This is a genomic window from Microbacterium sp. S1037 (assembly GCF_048381605.1).
In the GTDB taxonomy this organism is placed as follows: Bacteria; Actinomycetota; Actinomycetes; order Actinomycetales; family Microbacteriaceae; genus Microbacterium; species Microbacterium testaceum_B.
The window spans coordinates 21406-39818 of record NZ_JBLWIG010000001.1 but is presented as its reverse complement, the minus strand read 5'-3'; the positions used below and the strand labels follow the sequence as shown (position 1 = coordinate 39818).

The following is an 18413-nucleotide window of genomic DNA, read 5'->3' as shown; positions in this document are numbered from 1 at the left end:
CGTGGCGGTCTCACGCACGGAGGTCTGGCAGGGCGGCACGGTCGTGGCATCCAGGCCGTTGACGCCCGAGATCCGCCGCATCGAGATCGACGTGGACGATCCGGCGCCGGTCGCCCCCGGTGCGCACATCGACGTGCGCCTGACGATCGCGGGCGAGCGGGACCGGCGGTCGTACTCGATCGTGGATGCCGCCGACGGCGGCCGCCGCATCGCGCTCAGCGTCTACACCTCGCCGGTGAGCCGCGGCGGCGCTGCCGTCATGAACGCCCTCGCGCCGGGCGACCGACTGGAACTCACGCAACCACTGAACGACTTCCCGCTGCGGCCCGGAGCGGACCGCTACGTGCTCATCGCCGGAGGGGTCGGCGTCACCGCGATGGTGGGCATGGCGGCGAGCCTTCGCTCTCGCGGAGCCGACTACCGTCTGCTCTACGCCGGTCGCAGCCGCCCGCTCATGGCGTACGTCGACGAACTGCGCGACACGCACGGCGATCGTCTGAGCCTGCACGTGCGGGACGAAGCGACCTCTCTGTCGATCCCCGACCTGGTCGCCGGCATCGACCCCGGCACCGAGGTCTACGTCTGTGGTCCCATCCGACTGATGGATGCCATCCGCCGGGAGTGGATGAGGCAGAACCGCCCCATCGCGGACCTCCGCATGGAGACGTTCGGCAACAGCGGATGGTTCGACGCGCAGGAGTTCACCGTGCGCATCCCGGCGACGGGCATCGAGGCGCGGGTGCGCCCGAACCAGTCGATGCTCGAGGCTCTCGAGGCCGCCGGGGCCGACATGATGTGGGACTGCCGCAAGGGCGAGTGTGGCCTGTGCGAGGTGCGGGTGCTGGGTCTTTCGGGCGACATCGACCACCGCGACGTGTTCTACAGCGAGCGTCAGAAGGACGCGCGCTCGAAGATGTGCTGCTGCGTCTCGCGCGTGGTGGCCCCCGTGGGTCGCGACGCGGTGGTGGAGATCGTCACGAGCTGACCAGGCCGGGTCGGCGCGCGCTCGCGGCCGGGGGCTGAGACTGCACGCTGCTGACATCTCCATTGCAGCGTGCAGTGGAGATGTCAGCTGTATGCAGTCTCGCGGGCGCGTGCCGCGGCGGCGCGTGCCGCGGCGGAGCGCGGAGCCGGGGTCAGTCGAGCCGCGAGTGCTCGCCGAGGCGGTGCCAGGTGCGGTTGTGGTAGACCAGCGCGGCGCCCGGCTCGCCGGGCTCGAGGTCGCGCTCGACGTCGACCTGCAGGGCCTGTGCGGCGATCACGGTCGAGCCGCCGGCATCCATTCGGCTGACGATCTTGCACCGCAGCCAGGCGCGCACGCCGTGGTAGACGGGCTCGCCGGTGGGAAGACGCGACCACGTCGACGTGTCGGCGAAGCGATCGAGGCCACTGGTCGATGCGGTGCGTGCGAGACCGATGTCTTCGGCGTCGAGCAGGTGCACGACGATCGTGTCGGCCGCGACGATCGTCGGGGTCGCCGACGACAGCGCCGACACCGAGAAGATCAGCAGCGGCGGGTCGGCGCTCACCGACGACACCGACGACGCGGTCAGCGCGACGGGCCCGTTCTCGCCGTAGGCGGTGATGACGGCGATGCCGCCCGGGTGCCCGCGGAACGCGCGCTTGAAGTCGTCCGCCGAGACCGAGGTGCCGATGGCCGGGGTGCTCTCGGGGGCTGCATGCGGAAGGGAAGTCATACCTCAAACGGTAGGCGCTTCCGCGTGCCTCGGCGTCGTCGCGTGCAACACGGCGACACGCTTCGCGCGGTCCACCGCGGTCCTGAGTCATGGCGTGTGAAGCTTCACATTTATCAATTCGTGATGATTGAGCCGCGGATATTTCTTGACACAGCTGATTGTGTGAGCGCTAACATTCACGAGTCAGCCCACCCGAGGGGGCTGCATCACATGAACCGGCAGCGGTGCCGGCGAAACGAGGAGGTTTCAACATGAAGGCGAAGAAGATTCTTGCCGGGTTCGCTCTGGTGGGCGCGATCGCTCTGACCACGGCCGGCTGCGCCGGTGGGGGCAACACCGCCGGCGGCGGGGGCGGCGACGACAAGGTCATCACCGTCGGCTTCGCGCAGACCGGCTCCGAGAGCGGGTGGCGCAGCGCCAACACCGAGTCGATGAAGGAGGCGTTCAGCGAGGCGAACGGCTTCAACCTCATCTTCAACGCGGCCGACAACAAGCCCGAGGCGCAGATCGCCGCGGTCCGCAGCTTCATCAACCAGGGCGTCGACGCGATCGTGCTCGCGCCGATCGTCACCGACGGCTGGGACGACGTGCTGAAGGAGGCGAAGGATGCCAACATCCCCGTCATCCTCGAAGACCGCACGGTCTCGGCTCCCGAGGACCTGTACGCGAGCTGGGTCGGCCTCGACTTCAAGAAGGAGGGCGAGACCGCGGGCAAGTGGGTCGCCGACAACTTCGGCAAGACGCCCACCAACCTCGTCGTGCTCGAGGGCACCACGGGTTCGTCGGCCGCGACCGACCGTGCCGCCGGCTTCGACGAAGCCATCAAGGGCACCGACATCAAGGTCCTCGACTCGCAGACGGGCAACTTCACCCGCGCCGAGGGCAAGACGGTGATGGAGGGCTTCCTGCAGAAGTACGGCTCCACGATCAACGTGCTGTTCGCGCACAACGACGACATGGGCCTCGGTGCCCTCGACGCGATCAAGGCCGCCGGTCTCAAGCCCGGTACCGACATCAAGATCGTGACGATCGACGCCGTCAAGGACGGGATGACCGCTCTGGCCGACGGCGAGTTCAACTACATCGTCGAGTGCAACCCGCTGCTCGGTGACAAGGTGGCCGAGGTCGTCAAGAAGGTCGTGGCCGGCGAGTCCGTCGACAAGAGCTACATCGTCGAGGACCAGGCGTTCGACCAGGAGCAGGCCAAGGCCGCTCTGCCCGACCGCAAGTACTGATCCCTCCCTCCCGGGGTGTGCGGGGCCGTGACCGGCCCCGCACACCCTCCCGGTACCCCAGAAAGCGATCGAGCATGACATCCGAACGTGCTGCCGCGGCCCCCGGCCCGCGGGCCGCCGTGGTCGAGATGCGAGGAATCAGCATCTCCTTCCCCGGAGTGAAGGCCCTCGACGGGGTCGACTTCACCCTCTACCCCGGCGAAGTCCACTCCCTCATGGGCGAGAACGGCGCCGGCAAGTCCACGCTCATCAAGGCCCTCACCGGTGTCTACGGCATCGACGCCGGCACCATTCGCGTCGATGGCGAGCAGCGGCTCTTCCGCGCCACCGCCGACGCGCAGGCGGCGGGCATCGCCACCGTCTATCAAGAGGTCAACCTCTGCCAGAACCTCACCGTCGGCGAGAACGTCATGCTCGGTCAAGAGGTTCGCCGCGCGGGCATGATCGATTGGAAGGCGACCCACGCGGCCGCCGAGCGTCATCTCTCCGAGCTCGGTGTGCGCATCGACACCCGGTCCATCCTCGCGAGCCACTCGATCGCGATCCAGCAGCTCGTCGCCATCAGCCGTGCCATGGTCGTCGACACCAAAGTGCTCGTTCTCGACGAGCCGACCTCGAGCCTCGACCGCGGCGAGGTCGAGCAGCTCTTCGGCGTCGTGCGCGACCTGCGCGACCGCGGCGTCGCGATCCTGTTCGTCTCCCACTTCCTCGACCAGATCTACGAGATCTCCGACCGCCTGACCGTGCTCCGCAACGGCACGCTGGTGGGGGAGTACCCGGTCGAAGAACTCGGCCGTGAACAACTCGTCGCCAAGATGATCGGCCGCGAGCTCGGCGAGTTGGATGCCATCTCCGCCAGCGCCGAGCGCCCCATCGACCGCTCCGGCACCCCCGTGCTGCGCGCCGTCGGCCTCGGCCGCAAGAACGCCCTCGAGCCCGTCGACCTCGAAGTCTTTGGGGGCGAGGTCGTCGGGCTCGCGGGACTCCTCGGCTCCGGCCGTACCGAGCTCGCGCGACTCATCGCCGGGGCCGACCGCACCGACGGCGGATCGATCGAGGTGGCGGGCACATCAGCGCGCACCGGATCGCCCCGCCACGCGCTCGACCGCGGCATCGCCTTCTCGTCGGAGGACCGTCGCGCCGAGGGCATCGTCGGCGACCTCACGGTGGCCGAGAACATCATCCTCGGTGTGCAGGCCCGTCGCGGCGCACTCCGTCGTGTCGGCGCCGCCGAGAAACAGGCGATCGTCGACGAGTACATCACCGCTCTCGGGGTCCGCCCGGCCAACCCGAACGCCCTGATCCGCAACCTCTCCGGTGGCAACCAGCAGAAGGTGCTGCTCGCCCGCTGGCTCGCCACCGCACCGGAGCTGCTCATTCTCGACGAGCCGACGCGCGGCATCGACGTCGGCGCCAAGGCCGACATCCAGCGCAAGGTCGCTGAGCTCGCCGAGAAGGGCCTGTCGGTCATCTTCATCTCCTCCGAGCTCGAAGAGGTCCTGCGCCTCGCCCAGCGCCTGGCCGTGCTCCGCGACCGTCGTAAGATCGGCGAACTGGCCACCAAGGACGTCGATCTCGACGGCCTCGTGGCGTACATCGCCGAAGGTCAGGCGGAGCCGACCACGCCCGCAACCGCCCCCGAGACATCGCCGTCCGATCGGGAGAAGATCGCATGAAGAAGTTCCTCACGCACCGCCTGGTCTGGCCGATCGCGGCGCTCATCGCGCTGATCGCCGTCAACACCATCTCGCGGCCCTCGTTCCTCAGTATCACGGTGCAGAACGGCCAGTTGTACGGGTCGTTGATCGACATCCTGCGCAACAGCGCACCGCTCATGCTCGTCGCGCTCGGCATGACGCTGGTCATCGCCACGCGCGGTATCGACCTCTCGGTCGGTGCGATCATGGCGGTCTCCGGCGCCGTCGCGCTCACGATCATCGAGGCGTCCCCCGAACCGGGGAACCTCGGCGTCGTGATGATCGCGATCGTCGCCGCGGTCGGCACGGCCCTGCTGCTCGGGGTCTGGAACGGCTTCCTCGTCTCGGTGCTCGGCATCCAACCGATCATCGCCACCCTCGTGCTGATGCTCGCCGGCCGCGGGGTCGCCCTGCTCATCACCAAGGGCTTCATCACCACGATCAACAGCGATCCGTACCAGTTCATGGCGCAGGGATACGTGCTGGGCCTGCCCTTCGCGTTCTACGTCTCGATCGTCGCCGTGATCGTGGTCGGGGTGCTTGAGCGTCGTACCGCTCTCGGCATGCTCACCGAAGCGGTCGGCATCAACCCCGAGGCGAGCCGTCTCGCCGGCGTCCGCTCGCGCGGCATCATCTGGGGCGCGTACATCGCAAGCGGCACTCTCGCGGGTATCGCCGGCATCCTCTACAGCTCGAACATCATGGCGGCCGACGCGAACGCCGCGGGGCTCTACATCGAACTGGATGCCATCCTCGCGGTGGTCCTCGGCGGCACCTCGCTCGCGGGCGGAAAGTTCAGCATCGCCGGCACCGTCGTCGGCGTGTTCACGATCCAGACGCTCAAGAGCACGATCACCTTCCTGGGCGTCCCGCCCGCGGTCAGCCCCGTGTTCATGGCCGCGGCCGTGCTCGTCGTGGTGCTGCTGCAATCGCCGCGGTTCCGCTCGTTCTTCCACGCGGCCGGCCGTTCCGCCGCCCGCCCGCTCACCCGCCGTCCTGACGCAAAGGTGCTGTCCTGATGACCACTCTCACCGCCCCGGAGCGCGGCGCCGCGTCGTCGGCGAGCGCGTACCGGCGCTTCCTCAGCCGCCATATCTCGTGGGTCCCGGTGTTCGCCGCCGTGGCCATCCTGATCATCATGATCGCGGGCTCGATGGCCTACTTCCCGAACTTCCAGCTGCCGCGCATCATGTCGTCGATCCTGCTCGACAACGCGTACCTCCTCGTTCTGGCCGTGGGAATGACCTTCGTCATCCTCACCGGGGGGATCGACCTGTCGGTCGGCGCGGTCATGGCGTTCACCGGCATCCTGTGCGCCAAGCTGCTCGGTGACGGGGTCCCCGTGGCCGTGGCCGTCCCCGCGATGGTGCTCATCGGTGCCGCGATCGGGCTGCTGATCGGTGTGCTCGTGCAGTTCTTCGACGTGCAACCGTTCATCGCCTCGTTGATCGGCATGTTCCTCGCCCGCGGCCTCGCATTCGTGGTGAGCCTGGAGTCGATCAAGGTCGAGAACGACGGCATCCTGTGGCTGCAGTCCACGCGATTCTCGTTCGCGGGCTGGTACATCACCCCCACGGGCATCATCGCCCTCCTGACCGTCGCGATCGCAGCCTTCGTGCTCCGGTACACGCGCTTCGGCCGCACGGTCTACGCGGTCGGCGGCAACGAGCAGTCGGCACGACTCATGGGTCTCCCGGTCGTGCGGACGAAGCTGTCGGTCTACGTCATCAGCGGGGTGTGCGCGGGCCTCGCGGGCATCGTGCTGACGGCGTACTCCGGTGCGGGATACCCCCTGAACGGCGTGGGGACCGAGCTCGACACGATCGCTGCGGTCGTCATCGGCGGCACGCTCCTGACCGGCGGCAGCGGTTTCGTCCTCGGCTCGATGATCGGCGTGTTCGTCTACGGTCTGATCCGCACGATCATCTCGTTCTCGGGGGCCGAGCAGTCGTGGACGCGCATCACCGTCGGCGCCCTGCTGCTGCTGTTCGTGGTGGTGCAGCGCATCATCGTGTCGCGCTCCGCGCTCAGCCGGTGATGCTCCCGTGCCGTGTTAGCGATCACCGCTTCGCGCGGGCATGATTGACCCCATGTCCACCGTCGCTCCGCCCCTCCTCGAGGTGCGCGGAGCGACGGTGCGTTTCGGCGTCGAATCGGCGCTGTCCGACGTGGACTTCCGCCTTCTCCCCGGCGAGGTGCACTCGCTCATGGGCGAGAACGGCGCCGGCAAGTCCACGCTGATCAAGGCGATCACCGGAGCCCTCCGCCTCGACTCCGGGGTGATCGAGCTCGACGGCCGCGAGGTGCGGTTCTCCTCCCCGGCCGACGCGCAGGCGGTCGGGATCTCCACCGTCTACCAAGAGATCGACCTGCTGCCGAACCTCACGGTGGCCGAGAACATCTCGCTCGGCCGTGAGCCCCGACGATGGGGCGTCATCGACCATCGCGCGATGCGCGAGCGGGCGGTCGAGGCGCTGAGCTCGCTCGGTGTCGACGTCGACCCGGCCTCCGTCCTGTCGTCGCACCCCCTCGCGGTGCAGCAGCTCGTCGCCATCGCGCGCGCGGTCTCGACCGAGGTCAAGGTGCTCGTGCTCGACGAGCCGACGTCGAGCCTGGATGCCGATGAGGTCGCCGAACTGTTCCGCGTGATCCGCGACCTCAAGGCGCAGGGCATCGCGATCGTCTTCGTCTCGCACTTCCTCGACCAGGTGTACGAGATCTGCGACCGGGTCACCGTCCTTCGCGGAGGACGCCTGGTCGGCGAGTACGGGACCCGCGAGCTGCTGCGCATCGACCTCGTCGAGAAGATGCTCGGCGCGACCGCCGACGTCCTCGCCCCGCTCGGCCAACGCGAGGTCGAGACCACCGAGGGGCCGTCGGTGTTGAGTGCCCGGGGGCTGGCATCCGGGGTCCGTCTTCGTGAAGCCGACGTCGACATCGCCGAGGGAGAGGTGATCGGGGTCGCGGGTCTTCTCGGATCCGGCCGGAGCGAGCTCGCGCGCTCCCTCACCGGCGTCGACCGCCCCGACGGCGGGGAGCTGCTCATCGACGGTGAGCCCGTCCGCCTGTCTTCGCCGCGCGAGGCGATTCGCCGTCGCGTGGCCTACTCGTCTGAGAACCGTCGCACCGAGGGCGTCATCGGCGATCTCAGCGTCCTCGACAACATCACGTTGGCGCTGCAGGCGCAGCGCGGGATCTTCCATCGGCTGAGCACCGCACGGCGTCGCGAGCTGGCGATGAGCTGGGTCGAGGCGCTCCACATCCGACCCGCCGACATCGACCGGCCTGTTCGGACGCTGTCGGGCGGCAACCAGCAGAAGGTGCTCCTCGCGCGTCTGCTCGCGCTGTCGCCGCGCCTGATCGTGCTCGACGAACCCACGCGCGGCATCGACGTGGGGGCCAAGGCGGAGATCCAGCGGCTCGTCGGCGAGCTGAGCGACAACGGCCTGTCGATCGTCTACATCTCGGCCGAGCTCGACGAGGTGCTGCGCGTCGCGCATCTGGTCGCGGTGATGCGCGACGGCGTGCTCGCGCAGATCGTGCCCGCCGCCGACCTCACCTCCGACGCGCTGCTCGCGCTCGTGGCCGGCCACACGAGCGGAGACGAGGGCAGCGGTGCCTGACGACAAATCCTCACGGACCGCCAACATCTTCGATGTCGCGCGTCTCGCCGGTGTGTCGCATCAGACGGTCTCGCGCGTGCTCAACAACATGCCGAACGTGCGGCCGGCCACCCGAGCGCGCGTCGAACAGGCGATCGCCCAGCTGCGCTACAGCCCCTCGCCCGCCGCTCGCGCCCTGGTCACCCGCCGCACCCGCACGATCGGCCTCGTCACCCCGGGCACGGTCGACTACGGTCCCACGTCGATCGCGACGAACTTCAACTTCGCCGCGCGAGCGGCGCGCTACAACGTCGACGCGATCAGCTCCCCGCAGAGCGACGTGGCCCCCGTCCGCGCGGCCATCGACGGTCTGCTGAAGCAGCGGGTGGACGCCATCGTCCTCGTCGTGGTCGACACCGAAGTGCTCGCGGCGGTCCAGGCGCTCGACATCGACGTCCCGATCGTCGCGGCGGCGGCCAGCGCTCGTCCTCACCCGCGGCTCGTGGCGATCGATCAGTACCGCGGGGCGCGCAGCGCCGTCCGGCACCTGCTCGAGGCCGGGTACGACACCGTGCGCCACATCGCCGGCCCCGCCCGCAACCCCGATGCCGTCGAGCGCATCCGCGGGTGGCGCGAAGAGATCGCGGCCGCTCGCGCGCAGTCGACTCCGGCCGTGCACGGCGACTGGTCGGCGGCGAGCGGCTACCGCATCGCCTCCGAAGCCGATCTGTCGCCGGGCGAGGGCATCTTCGTCGCCAACGACCACATGGCCATCGGCGTGCTCTCGGCGCTGCGCGAGCGTGGTCTGCGCGTGCCCGAGGACGTCGGGGTCGTCGGCTTCGACGACGTGCCCGAGGCCGCGTACGTCTACCCGTCGCTCACCACCGTGCGCCAGGACTTCGCCGCTCTCGGCGAGATCCTCATGCAGAAGGTTCTGCTGCTCGTCGAGGAGCCCGACACGGTGACCGAGAGCACGCCGCTGCCGACGCGCCTGGTCGTGCGGTCGTCGGCGCCGCTGGCGCGCTGAGGCGCGGCGCCGGCGCGCCTGGTCGTGCGGTGGTCGGCGCCGCTCGCGCGCTGGGGCGCGGCGCGTCGGGCCGGGCCGCCGTTCCGCGCGGTGGGGCGCCGGGCCCGGCCCCGCATAAACGCGATCCACTCACATAAACGCGGGGAGAGCGTGTTTCTGTGCGCGGATGGCGTTTATGGGCGGTTCGCGCCCTCGGAGAGAGCCCCGGATGCCACGGGTTTGCGCGCCGGCGGGTGATTCGCGCCGCGGGGTGGTGTCGCTTGCCGGGGCGGGCTTCGGGAGCGTTTCGCGCCGTCCCGTTGCGCGTAAACACGATCCACTCACATAAACGCGCGGAGAGCGTGTTTCTGTGCGCGGATAGCGTTTATGGGCGGTTCGCGAGGGCCCCGGATGCCACGGGGGTACGCGCCGGGCGGATGGTTCGGGCCGCGGGGTGGTGTCGCTTGCCGGGCCGCGAGCGGTGCCGCTCGCCGGGGCGGGCTTCGGAAGCGTTTCGCGCCGTCCCGCTGCGCATAAACACGATCCACTCGCATAAACGCGGGGAGAGCGTGTTTCTGTGCGCGGATCGCGTTTATGGGCGGTTCGCGACGGCCCCGGATGCCACGGGGGCCCGCGCCGGGCGGATGGTTCGGGCGGCGAGCGGTGCCGCTTGCCGGGGCGGGTTTCGGGAGCGTTTCGCGCCCTCCCGCTGCGCATAAACACGATCCACTCACATAAACGCGGGGAGAGCGTGTTTCTGTGCGCGGATGGCGTTTATGCGTGGCCCTGGCCCTGGCCCTGGCCCTGGCCCTGGCCCTGGCCCTGGCCCTGGCCCTGGCCCCGGCCCCACCCCGCCGCCGGTCCCGGCCCCACCCCGCCGCCGGTCCCGGCCCCACCCCGCAGCCCCGCCCCCGCGCCCCGCGCGAACACCCGTCACCGCATTCGACGACATCGCCTCTTGCACGGACGTCGCACCCGCTCTACAGTGGTCGAACCGGTTCGATGAGGAAAGGGGAGACGGATGCCGACGATCGGCGACGTGGCCAAAGCGGCGGGTGTCTCGCGCAGTACCGTGTCCTACGCCCTCTCGGGCAACCGGCCCATCTCTCGCGAGACGCGCGAGCGCATCGACCTCGCGATCGCGGAGTTGGGGTTCACCGTCAACGCGGGCGCGCGAGCACTCGCGACCTCGCAGACGATGGTGCTCGGACTCCTCCTGCAGTTCCACGAGGACGAATTCCCCCCGGCCATGCTGCAGTACATCCTGGCCGTCTCCAACGCGGCGCGCGAGCTCGGCTACGACATCCTGATGGTGACCGACAGCGATGGACCCGGGGCGATTCGTCGGATCACGTCGTCGAACATGGTCGACGGCGTCGTCCTGCTCGACGTCACGCACGACGACCCGCGACTCGAGGCTCTCCGCCAGGCGCGGCAACCGGGCGCGCTCGTCGGGCTGCCGCGCGACACCGACGGCGTCGACGTCTTCGACCTGGACTTCAGCGAGGCCGCGCGTCTGACCATCGACCACCTCTACGGTCTCGGGCATCGCGACATCGTGCTCGTCTCTCCTCCCCGCCACGTGTTCGAGCGCGGGGGCGCCTACGCCTGGCGCTACCGCGATGCCGCTCTCGAGCGGGCCGCGCGCTATGGCATCCAGGTCCGTCCGTACTACGGCGAGTCGCAGCAACCCGGGATCGAGCGGAGCCTCAACGCCATCCTCGATGCCCGCACCGAGGCGACCGCGCTGGTCGTCCACAACGACGCCTCCATCGCGGCGCTGCCGGCTGTGCTGCGCGAGCGCGGCGTCGTCGTTCCGCGTGACCTGTCGGTCGTCAGTCTGTATTCACAGGACTTCGGACGCACGTTCCTCCTGCCGTACACGGCAGTCGAGACATCTCCAGACGGGCTGGGTCGTAAGGCGGTCCAGTCCCTGGTCCGGCGCATCGCCGACCCCGACTACGGGCCGCCCGTGGTCGGGTTCATCGAGCCGGAGCTCACCGACAGGGGGAGCACCGCTTAACGGGGCGACGGCGCGCCCCGTTCTCGTCGGTCCATCGTCGAACCGGTTCAACGCCACCGCCAGCATGACAACGCAGTCACATTTCAGAGAGGAAAGAACAGTGAGCACGAACAACACCCGTACCCGCGCTCTCGGCGCGATCGCCGTCGGCGCCGTCGCCGTCGGCGTCCTGGCCGGATGCTCCGGTGGAGCGACCGGCACCAGCACCGACGGCAGCGCCGGCGGCACCTACACCTTCTGGGACCCGTACCCGCAGTACGACGCCTCGTCCGACTGGGCGAAGGTCATCGACAAATGCGCCGCCGACGCCGGCGTCACGATCGAACGCACCGGTTTCGACACCAGCGACCTCACCTCGAAGGCGCTCCTCGCCGGCCAGCAGGGCGACTCGCCCGACATCCTGCTGATCGACAACCCCGCCGTCTCGACGCTCGTCGAGGCGGGGATCATCACCTCGACCGACGAGAACAACCTGCAAGTCGGCGACGTGGCCGAGAACATCCTCGGTGCCTCCGTCGTCGACGGGAAGACCTACGGCGTCCCGATCGGCGCGAACACCCTGGCGCTGTACTACAACCCGACCGTGCTCAGCGCGGCGGGGGTCGATCCCTCGTCGATCAAGGACTGGTCGACCCTCAACGCCGCGATCGAGAAGGTCGTGGCATCCGGCAAGAAGGGCATCACCTTCTCGGGCATCGGCACCGAGGAAGGCAGCTTCCAGTTCCTGCCCTGGTTCTGGGGCGCGGGTGCCGACCTCACGGAGCTGGACTCCACGCAGGCCGCCTCGGCCGTGCAGCTGTGGACCGACTGGGTGCAGAAGGGCTGGGCGCCGAACTCGGTCATCAACAACACCCAGACCACGAGCTGGCAGGAGTTCGAGACCGGCGACTTCGGCTTCGCCGAGAACGGCACCTGGCAGAAGGCGGGCGCCGCGAAGGCCGGCTACGAGGTCATTCCGATCCCCGCGGCGAAGGGTGGTGCCGCCCCGGCGCCGACGGGCGGCGAGTTCCTGACGCTGCCCGTGCAGAAGGACGCGGGCCGCTACGCCGCCTCGGCGAAGATCGTCGAGTGCCTGACCAGCACGGCCAACGTCGTCGGCACCGACAACACGCTGAACTACATCGCGGCGACCCCCGAGGCGCAGAAGGAGCAGCTCGCCCAGGACCCGACGCTCGAGCCCTGGGTCGAGGCCGTCAACGCGGCGAAGGCCCGCACGGGAGACAACCTCGGCACGAAGTACCCGGTGATCTCCGAGCAGCTGTGGACAGCCGTGCAGAACTCCCTGACCGGCGCCCAGTCGCCGCAGGATGCTCTGAAGGCCGCCCAGCAGGCCGCTTCCTCGAAGTGACACTCGATTCCTGAAAGGGGTACGCCGACATGACCGCGACGCAGTTCACTGCCTCGACGGGCACCGGCGATTCCGGGAGGGCGGCGGTCGCCGTCGCCCTCCCCACCCCGGACCGCCGTCCGCGGCGCCGGGGCCAGTGGGCCGCCTGGGCGTTTCTCGCCCCCGTCGTGATCTACCTGGTCGTCTTCTACGCCTATCCGCTGTTCCGCAACCTCGACCTGAGCCTGCGCGATTACACCGTCCGCTCGTTCATCGACGGCACGGCACCGTTCGTGTGGTTCGCCAACTACGTCACCGTCTTCCAGGACCCCACCTTCTGGCCGGCCCTGGCCAACACCGCCACGTTCACGCTCGTGTCGATCGTCTTCCAGTACTCGATCGGCATGGCGCTCGCGGTGTTCTTCTTCCAGCGCTTCCCGCTGTCCACGACATTGCGCGCGCTGTTCCTCGTGCCGTGGCTGCTGCCCCTGCTGGTCTCGGCGTCCGCGTGGTCGTGGATGCTGAACTCCGATTCGGGCGTCGTCAACTACCTCCTGAGCCTCGTCGGCGTCGACGCCGTCAACTGGCTCACCTCGCCGCAATGGGCGCTGGTGTCGGTGCTCATCGCCAACATCTGGATCGGCGCGCCGTTCAATCTCGTCATCCTGTACAGCGGCCTCCAGAACATCGCGAGCGACATCTACGAAGCGGCATCCATCGACGGGGCCAACGCCTGGCAGAAGTTCTGGCGCATCACCTTCCCGCTCCTGCGCCCGGTCTCGGCGATCACGATCCTGCTCGGGCTCGTCTACACGCTCAAGGTGTTCGACATCATCTGGATCATGACCCGCGGGGGGCCGGGGTCGAGCTCGACCACGTTCGCCATCTGGTCGTACCGCCTCGGCTTCGGCTCGGCCCTCCCCGACCTCAGCCCCGCGGCGGCGGTCGGCAACCTGCTCATCGTGATCGCCCTGGTCTTCGGGCTGATCTACATCCGCGCCCAGCGCCGACTGGAGGTCTGATCATGAGGCGTCGTCCCTGGTGGATCACGGCGATCGGCATCGTCCTCACCGCGATCATGCTGTTCCCGATCTATTGGATGATCAACGTGTCGCTCACCCCGCAGAGCGACATGCGCAAGTCACCGCCCGATCTCTTCCCGCTCACCCCGACGTTCGAGGGCTACGAGAAGGTCCTCTCCGACCAGTTGCCCTACCTCGGCACGAGCTTCGTCATCGGCGTCGGGACCGTCGTCCTCACCCTGCTGCTGTCGGCCCCGGCGGCGTACTCCCTCGCCAAGCTCCGCCCGCGCGGGGGGAATGCGCTCAGCTTCGCGCTGCTCATCGCCCAGATGATCCCGGGGATCATCATGGCGATGGGGTTCTATGCGATCTACCTGAACGCCGGGATCCTCAACTCCGTACCGGGTCTGATCCTCGCCGACTCCACGCTCGCGGTGCCGTTCGGCGTGCTCATCTTCACCGCGTTCATGCGCGGCATCCCCGACGAACTGCTCTCCGCCGCGCGCATCGACGGGGCGGGCACCTGGCGTACGTTCCGCTCGATCGTGCTGCCGGTGAGCCGAAACTCGATCGTCACGGTCTCGCTGTTCGCGTTCCTGTGGTCGTGGTCGGACTTCATCTTCGCCTCGACGCTCAATAGCGGCGGCAAACTACAGCCGATCACGATCGGCATCTACCGCTACATCGGCAACAACAACCAGGAGTGGAACGCCATCATGGCGACCGCCGTCGTGGCATCCATCCCCGCCGCCGTCCTGCTCATCCTCGCCCAGCGTTACGTCGCCGCCGGCGTGACCGCCGGTGCTGTCAAAGACTGACCTCGAAAGGTTCTTCGTGTCGCATCCCTCCCTGCCCACGTTCGACGTGCGCGAAATCCCCTTCAGCATCCGCGGCTCGTGGCTCGATTTCTCGCCCGTCATCGGCCTCCACCGTCAGGTCGACGACGTGCATCTCGTCTCGCACGTCAACGGCATGCACGCCGTGCTCCGGCTCACCCCGACGACCGACGGGCGGAGAGCGGATGCCACGACGCGGGCCGACGCCGCCTCGCTGTCGTGGGTGGTGGGCGAGAGCGTCGTCGCGACCGCGGTGTTCGAGTCGACCGACGTCGTCCGTATCGCGGGGGCGGGGTCGGAGTTCACACTCGCCGACGCCGTCGAAGAGCTGACGCCGTTCACCGGCTCGTACTTCTTCCGCGACCCTCTCGACGGGGCGTACGTCTTCACCTCGTACGAGACCGGACGGCGATACCGCGTCACGTCGCTGTCGGGGTCGCTCGTGGCCACGGGCGCCGAGGCGCTGGGACAGAGCGTCCGCGCCCTCACCGTGAGCGGCGACGAGTGGGAGATCGCGATCGAGCAGATCGAGGCGGCGGCCCCGCCCTATCGGACCGAAGAGGCCTTCGGCGAGGTCCGCGCACGTGTCGCGGCAGAGTTCACTGACTATCTTGATGCGATCGCGGGGTGGCGAATGGAGGCGACACCCGCCGTCGCGCGTGCGGCCTACGTGCTCTGGTCGGCCACGGTCGCCCCGGCCGGCTTCGTCACGCGCGAGTCGGTGCTCATGTCGAAGCACTGGATGGACAAGGTGTGGAGCTGGGACCACACCTTCAACGCCCTGGCGCTGGCGCCCGGTCTGCCGGACGCCGCTCTCGACCAGTTCTTCGCGCCCTTCGATCATCAGGATGCCGCGGGCGCGATGCCCGACTCGATCACTCACTCCGAGGTGCTCTACAACTACGTCAAGCCGCCGATCCACGGGTGGGCGTGGGCGAAGCTGCGCACGCGTCTCGCACGGCCCCTCACCGAGGACGAGATGTTCGCTGCCTACTCCCGCCTCTCGCGGTGGTCGCGGTTCTGGCTGGACTATCGCACGGCCCCCGGGCACGACCTGCCCTACTACCAGCACGGCAACGACAGCGGCTGGGACAACTCCACGACCTTCGACCACGACCGCGTGATCGAGTCACCTGACCTCGCCGCTTTCCTCGTCGTGCAGCTCGACGTGCTCGCCGACCTCGCCGACGAGCTCGGTACGGGCGAGGGCGACGCGTGGCGGGTCGAACGCGATCGGGTGCAGGCCGCGCTCCTGCGAGACCTCCGAGACGACGAAGGGTTTTTCGCGGTCGGCGCGCTCACCGGGACGGTGAGCAAACGATCCAGTCTGCTGAACCTCCTGCCCGTCCTCGCCGCCGACCGCCTGGGATCCGAGGTCGCGGACCGATTGGCGGCGGGCATCGCCGAGCACCTGACGACCTGGGGCCCGGCCACCCAGCTCGTGGAGACCCCCGAGTACGAGGACGACGGCTACTGGCGCGGCCCGATCTGGGCGCCGTCGACGATGCTCATCGAGGAGGGGCTGCGTCGCGGCGGCCATCTCGAGCTGGCCGACACGATCAACGAGCGCTTCCGCGCGCTCTGCGAGACGTCGGGTTTCGCCGAGAACTTCGACGCGCGCACGGGCGCGGGCCTGCGCGACCGCGCGTACACGTGGACGGCGAGCGTCTACCTCGTCTTCGCCCACGAGCACGTGCTCCGCACGGGCGGGGTCGACGCGTGAGCGGCATCACCGCGCACTTCCAGGTCGAGGGCGCGCGGCTCATCTGGCGCGGAGACGGCGAGACCGTGATCGTCGAACCATGGGGACGCGACAGCGTCCGCGTGCGGTCCCGGCTCATGCACGACATCGTCGACCACGACTGGGCGTTGCTTCCGCCCTCCCACGCCGAAGCCGACATCGTCGTCGACGGTGACACGGCGACCCTGACCAGTGGTCGTCTCCGCGTGGTCGCGACCTCGCGCTCCGGCATCCAGCTGCAGACGGGGTACGACCGCAACTTCTGTCACCTCGCCTTCCTCGACAGCGACGGTCGGCTGCTCTTCCAGGAGAGGGATGCCGGGGGTTCCCTCGCGTTGATCGCCCGCGAACACCGCCCCATCCCCGGTGGCGACGTGCGCCTGACCGCGTCGTTCGAGAGCGCACCCGACGAGCGCCTGTTCGGCATGGGGCAGTACCAGCAGGACGTGCTCGACCTGAAGGGCTGCAGTCTCGAGCTCGCGCATCGCAACTCGCAGTCGAGCGTCCCCTTCGTGCTCTCGGACCGCGGGTATGGCTTCCTGTGGCACAACCCGGCGATCGGTCGGGCGACGTTCGCGGCGAACGGCACGCAGTGGTTCGCCGAGTCGACCGACCAGCTCGACTACTGGGTGACCGCCGGAGCGACACCCCGCGACATCTCCCGTGCCTACGCGGATGCCACGGGCCACGCGCCGATGATGCCCGAGCGCGGTCTCGGGTTCTGGCAGTGCAAGCTGCGCTACTCCTCGCAGGAGGAATTGCTGGAGGTCGCCCGCGAGCACAAGCGGCGCGGACTTCCGCTCGACGTCATCGTCGCCGACTTCTTCCATTGGCCCCGAATGGGCGACTTCCGCTTCGAGGACGAGTTCTGGCCCGACCCCGCCGCGATGGTGCGCGAGCTCGACGAGCTCGGTGTGGAGCTCATGGTGTCGGTCTGGCCGCAGGTGTCGCTCGAGAGCGAGAACTACCCGCGGATGAAGAAGGAGAACCTCCTCGTCCGGGCCGAGCGCGGCCTCGACGTGCACATGTCGTTCGAGGGGCCCAGCGCCTTCCTCGACGCGACGAACCCGCGTGCGCGCGCCTTCGTGTGGGACAGGTGCCGCGAGAACTACGGCGGCCATGGCATCCGCACCTTCTGGCTCGACGAGGCCGAGCCCGAGTACGGCCTCTACGACTACGAAAACTTCCGCTATCACGCCGGCTCCGTGCTGCAGGTGGGCAACCTGTACCCGCAGCACTACGCGCGGGCATTCGCCGAGGGGCAGTGGTCCGACGGCGAGACCGAGGTCGTGAACCTCCTGCGCACGGCGTGGGCCGGCAGCCAGCGTTATGGCGCTCTGGTGTGGTCGGGCGACATCGCCTCGACGTTCGAAGCGCTGCGGGCGCAGGTGACCGCGGGCATCCACATGGGCGTCGCCGGCATCCCGTGGTTCACCACTGACATCGGCGGCTTCCACCACGGTGATCCGGATGCCGAGGACTTCCGCGAACTGCTCGTGCGCTGGTTCCAGTTCGGGACGTTCTGCCCGGTCATGCGTCTGCACGGCGATCGACTCCCGACGACGCCCGTTCACGCGGCCGACGGTTCGCGGCGCTCGCCGAGCGGTGGCCCGAACGAGGTGTGGAGTTTCGGCGACGCCGTCACCCCGGTGCTCGAGCGGTACCTCTTCGCTCGCGAGGCTCTCCGCCCGTACACGCGGGAGGTCATGCGCGATGCGCATGTCGACGGGCAGCCCGTCCTGCGCGGACTCTTCCACGAGTTCCCCGGCGACGAGCGCTGCTGGCGGGTGAAGGATCAGTACCTCTTCGGCCCCGACCTGCTCGTCGCTCCCGTGATGGAAGCGGGCGCGCGCTCGCGCCGCGTGGTGCTGCCCGCCGGGGCGCAGTGGACCGACGTGTGGAGCGGGACGGTCCACTCCGGCGGCATCGAGATCGACGTCGACGCCCCGCTCGATCGGATCCCGGTCTTCGTGCGCGACGGCGCCCGGGCCGAGGTGGTCGCGGCGGTGCGCACGGCGCTCTCGGCTGAGTGAGGGCTCCGCGGCCGGTGCGCGGGTGCCCGCCGCCGCCTTTCCCGCCGCCGCTTTGCCCGCCACCGCTTTGCCCGCCGCCGCTTTGCCCGCCACCGCGTGCCGCCGCCCGCGTGCGTCCGCAGTGCCGCGCGGCCTTCGTCGCTCATAAACGCTATCCACGCGCATAAACGCGCTGTGCACGTGTTTCTGCGCGC

The 18413-nt window shown here is 69.0% G+C and carries 14 protein-coding genes; 13 read left to right on the top strand and 1 reads right to left on the bottom strand.

From position 1 onward, the window contains the following. Window position 1: 1 nt before the first annotated feature. A complete protein-coding gene (locus ACMW4R_RS00160) occupies window positions 2-985 on the top strand; it encodes a PDR/VanB family oxidoreductase (RefSeq protein ID WP_418298778.1) in 984 nt (327 codons plus the stop codon). 151 nt (window positions 986-1136) lie between these two features. Here the strand turns inward: ACMW4R_RS00160 and ACMW4R_RS00155 are convergent, their stop codons facing one another. Continuing rightward, window positions 1137-1697, bottom strand: coding sequence for a flavin reductase family protein (locus ACMW4R_RS00155; RefSeq protein WP_058595349.1), 561 nt, complete (start codon window positions 1695-1697; stop codon window positions 1137-1139). Between the two features lie 251 nt (window positions 1698-1948). Between ACMW4R_RS00155 and ACMW4R_RS00150 the strand changes: the two genes are divergently transcribed. From ACMW4R_RS00150 to ACMW4R_RS00095, 12 genes are all read left to right on the top strand, one after another. Then, window positions 1949-2932: an ABC transporter substrate-binding protein gene (locus ACMW4R_RS00150; RefSeq protein ID WP_058626713.1), complete on the top strand. Its 984-nt coding sequence runs from the start codon at window positions 1949-1951 to the stop codon at window positions 2930-2932. A gap of 74 nt (window positions 2933-3006) precedes the next feature. After that, entirely contained in the window at window positions 3007-4608 is a 1602-nt protein-coding gene (locus ACMW4R_RS00145; protein WP_418298777.1) for a sugar ABC transporter ATP-binding protein, read from the top strand. Beyond that, window positions 4605-5648 (top strand): ABC transporter permease, encoded by a 1044-nt coding sequence (locus tag ACMW4R_RS00140; RefSeq protein WP_058595352.1) that lies wholly within the window; start codon window positions 4605-4607, stop codon window positions 5646-5648. The genes ACMW4R_RS00145 and ACMW4R_RS00140 overlap by 4 nt, the downstream gene beginning before the upstream one ends. Continuing rightward, entirely contained in the window at window positions 5648-6667 is a 1020-nt protein-coding gene (locus ACMW4R_RS00135; RefSeq protein ID WP_418298776.1) for an ABC transporter permease subunit, read from the top strand. Before ACMW4R_RS00140 ends, ACMW4R_RS00135 begins: the two co-directional genes overlap by 1 nt. Before the next feature lie 52 nt (window positions 6668-6719). Further along, a complete protein-coding gene (locus ACMW4R_RS00130; protein WP_081322573.1) occupies window positions 6720-8252 on the top strand; it encodes a sugar ABC transporter ATP-binding protein in 1533 nt (510 codons plus the stop codon). Then, complete coding sequence (locus ACMW4R_RS00125) at window positions 8245-9258, top strand: LacI family DNA-binding transcriptional regulator (RefSeq protein WP_058613788.1); 1014 nt, start codon at window positions 8245-8247, stop codon at window positions 9256-9258. The genes ACMW4R_RS00130 and ACMW4R_RS00125 overlap by 8 nt, the downstream gene beginning before the upstream one ends. 1000 nt (window positions 9259-10258) lie before the next feature. Then, window positions 10259-11260 carry a LacI family DNA-binding transcriptional regulator gene (locus tag ACMW4R_RS00120; RefSeq protein ID WP_418298775.1) on the top strand — a complete coding sequence of 334 codons (1002 nt, stop codon included), beginning with the start codon at window positions 10259-10261 and terminating at the stop codon, window positions 11258-11260. 100 nt (window positions 11261-11360) lie between these two features. Beyond that, complete coding sequence (locus ACMW4R_RS00115) at window positions 11361-12608, top strand: sugar ABC transporter substrate-binding protein (RefSeq protein WP_081317350.1); 1248 nt, start codon at window positions 11361-11363, stop codon at window positions 12606-12608. Between the two features lie 29 nt (window positions 12609-12637). Beyond that, entirely contained in the window at window positions 12638-13609 is a 972-nt protein-coding gene (locus ACMW4R_RS00110; RefSeq protein ID WP_418298774.1) for a carbohydrate ABC transporter permease, read from the top strand. A gap of 2 nt (window positions 13610-13611) precedes the next feature. Further along, window positions 13612-14427, top strand: coding sequence for a carbohydrate ABC transporter permease (locus ACMW4R_RS00105; protein ID WP_058614859.1), 816 nt, complete (start codon window positions 13612-13614; stop codon window positions 14425-14427). A 16-nt stretch (window positions 14428-14443) separates the two neighbouring features. Further along, window positions 14444-16168, top strand: coding sequence for an amylo-alpha-1,6-glucosidase (locus tag ACMW4R_RS00100; RefSeq protein ID WP_418298773.1), 1725 nt, complete (start codon window positions 14444-14446; stop codon window positions 16166-16168). Next, entirely contained in the window at window positions 16165-18219 is a 2055-nt protein-coding gene (locus ACMW4R_RS00095) for a TIM-barrel domain-containing protein (RefSeq protein WP_418298772.1), read from the top strand. Before ACMW4R_RS00100 ends, ACMW4R_RS00095 begins: the two co-directional genes overlap by 4 nt. The last annotated feature ends 194 nt before the right edge of the window (window positions 18220-18413 follow it).

What these genes read in the sequence shown, in the direction of transcription:
- ACMW4R_RS00155 (WP_058595349.1), bottom strand. Translation starts at nt 1,697, where the DNA reads ATGACTTCCCTTCCGCATGCAGCCCCCGAGAGCACCCCGGCCATCGGC.
- ACMW4R_RS00150 (WP_058626713.1), top strand. Translation starts at nt 1,949, where the DNA reads ATGAAGGCGAAGAAGATTCTTGCCGGGTTCGCTCTGGTGGGCGCGATC.
- ACMW4R_RS00145 (WP_418298777.1), top strand. Translation starts at nt 3,007, where the DNA reads ATGACATCCGAACGTGCTGCCGCGGCCCCCGGCCCGCGGGCCGCCGTG.
- ACMW4R_RS00140 (WP_058595352.1), top strand. Translation starts at nt 4,605, where the DNA reads ATGAAGAAGTTCCTCACGCACCGCCTGGTCTGGCCGATCGCGGCGCTC.
- ACMW4R_RS00135 (WP_418298776.1), top strand. Translation starts at nt 5,648, where the DNA reads ATGACCACTCTCACCGCCCCGGAGCGCGGCGCCGCGTCGTCGGCGAGC.
- ACMW4R_RS00130 (WP_081322573.1), top strand. Translation starts at nt 6,720, where the DNA reads ATGTCCACCGTCGCTCCGCCCCTCCTCGAGGTGCGCGGAGCGACGGTG.
- ACMW4R_RS00120 (WP_418298775.1), top strand. Translation starts at nt 10,259, where the DNA reads ATGCCGACGATCGGCGACGTGGCCAAAGCGGCGGGTGTCTCGCGCAGT.
- ACMW4R_RS00110 (WP_418298774.1), top strand. Translation starts at nt 12,638, where the DNA reads ATGACCGCGACGCAGTTCACTGCCTCGACGGGCACCGGCGATTCCGGG.
- ACMW4R_RS00105 (WP_058614859.1), top strand. Translation starts at nt 13,612, where the DNA reads ATGAGGCGTCGTCCCTGGTGGATCACGGCGATCGGCATCGTCCTCACC.